This window comes from Arthrobacter livingstonensis, assembly GCF_003219815.1.
Taxonomy (GTDB): Bacteria; Actinomycetota; Actinomycetes; order Actinomycetales; family Micrococcaceae; genus Specibacter; species Specibacter livingstonensis.
Genome location: NZ_QJVD01000105.1, coordinates 1 through 1,271 on the forward strand (window position 1 = coordinate 1; position 1,271 = coordinate 1,271).

Annotated in this window: 1 pseudogene; it reads left to right on the top strand. The window is 63.4% G+C overall.

Going from position 1 to position 1,271, the window contains the following annotated elements:
- Positions 1 to 33: 33 nt before the first annotated feature.
- A pseudogene (locus CVV68_RS22945) lies at positions 34 to 1,116 on the top strand (IS256 family transposase); the annotation flags it as partial.
- Positions 1,117 to 1,271: the final 155 nt, after the last annotated feature.

Sequence of the window (1,271 nt, forward strand, 5' to 3'; positions counted from 1 at the left end):
GGCCAACTTAAACTCACCGATGTCTCCGACCGGATCCGCACCGCGACCGAAACCTTGTATCAGCAGCTCATCGAGGCCGAGGCCACGGCGTTCATTGGTGCTGCCCCGTTCCAACGCTCGGAGGCCTGCACGACCCAGCGCAACGGGTCCCGGCCCAGAACGTTGACGACCACCGCCGGGGACCTGAACCTGAAGATCCCCAAGCTGCGCAACGGCTCGTTCTTCCCTGCGTTGCTGGAGCGCCGGCGCCGCGTGGATCAGGCACTCTACGCCGTGGTGATGGAGGCCTACCTGCACGGGGTCTCCACGCGCAAGGTCGATGATCTGGTCAAGGCGCTCGGGGCTGATACAGGGATTTCCAAGTCCGAGGTGTCCCGGATCTGTGAGGACTTGGACCATGAGGTCGGTGCTTTCAGGGACCGGGATCTCTCCGCCATGGACTACCCGTATGTGTTCCTTGATGCGACTTACTGCAAGGCCAGGGTCGGGCACCGGGTCGTGTCCCAAGCGGTCGTGGTCGCTTTCGGTGTGGCTGCTGACGGGCGACGGGAAGTCTTGGGCTTCGACGTCGGCGACAGCGAGAACGAAGGGTTCTGGACCGCGTTCCTGCGGTCGCTGAAGGCCCGCGGGCTGGACGGGGTGAAGCTTGCGATCTCCGACGCCCACAGTGGCTTGAAGAAGGCCATCTCCACGGTATTCCAAGGTGCGGGCTGGCAGCGGTGCCGGGTGCATTTCATGCGCAACGTGCTCTCGACCGTGCCGAAGGGATCCCAGGACATGGTCGCCTCAATCATCCGCACCGCCTTCGCCCAGCCCGACGCTGCGCACATGAACACCCAGTTCGACGAGGTCACGCGGATGCTGGCCAAGTCCCACCCAAAAGTTGCAGCGATGCTCGGCGACGCCCGGGAGGACGTCCTTGCGTTCACCGGGTTCCCGGCCAGGCACAGGCGCCAAATCTGGTCCACGAACCCCATGGAACGAGTCAACAAGGAAATCAAAAGACGCACCGACGTCGTCGGAGTCTTCCCCAACCCCGCAGCGCTCCTACGGCTCGCCGGAGCTGTCCTCGTCGAGCAACATGACGAGTGGGAAGCCGGGGACCGCCGCTACCTCTTGCGAGGCGTCCATGGCCGAACTCAAGGCCATGAACACGGCACCCGCCGAACCCGTAGAGGAGGCGATATTGCTCCCAGAACTCACTGCAGCATAATCAAAGAACTGACCCGCACGGTGTTGAGGCAAACTCCACCACTCAGCGGGACGTAACC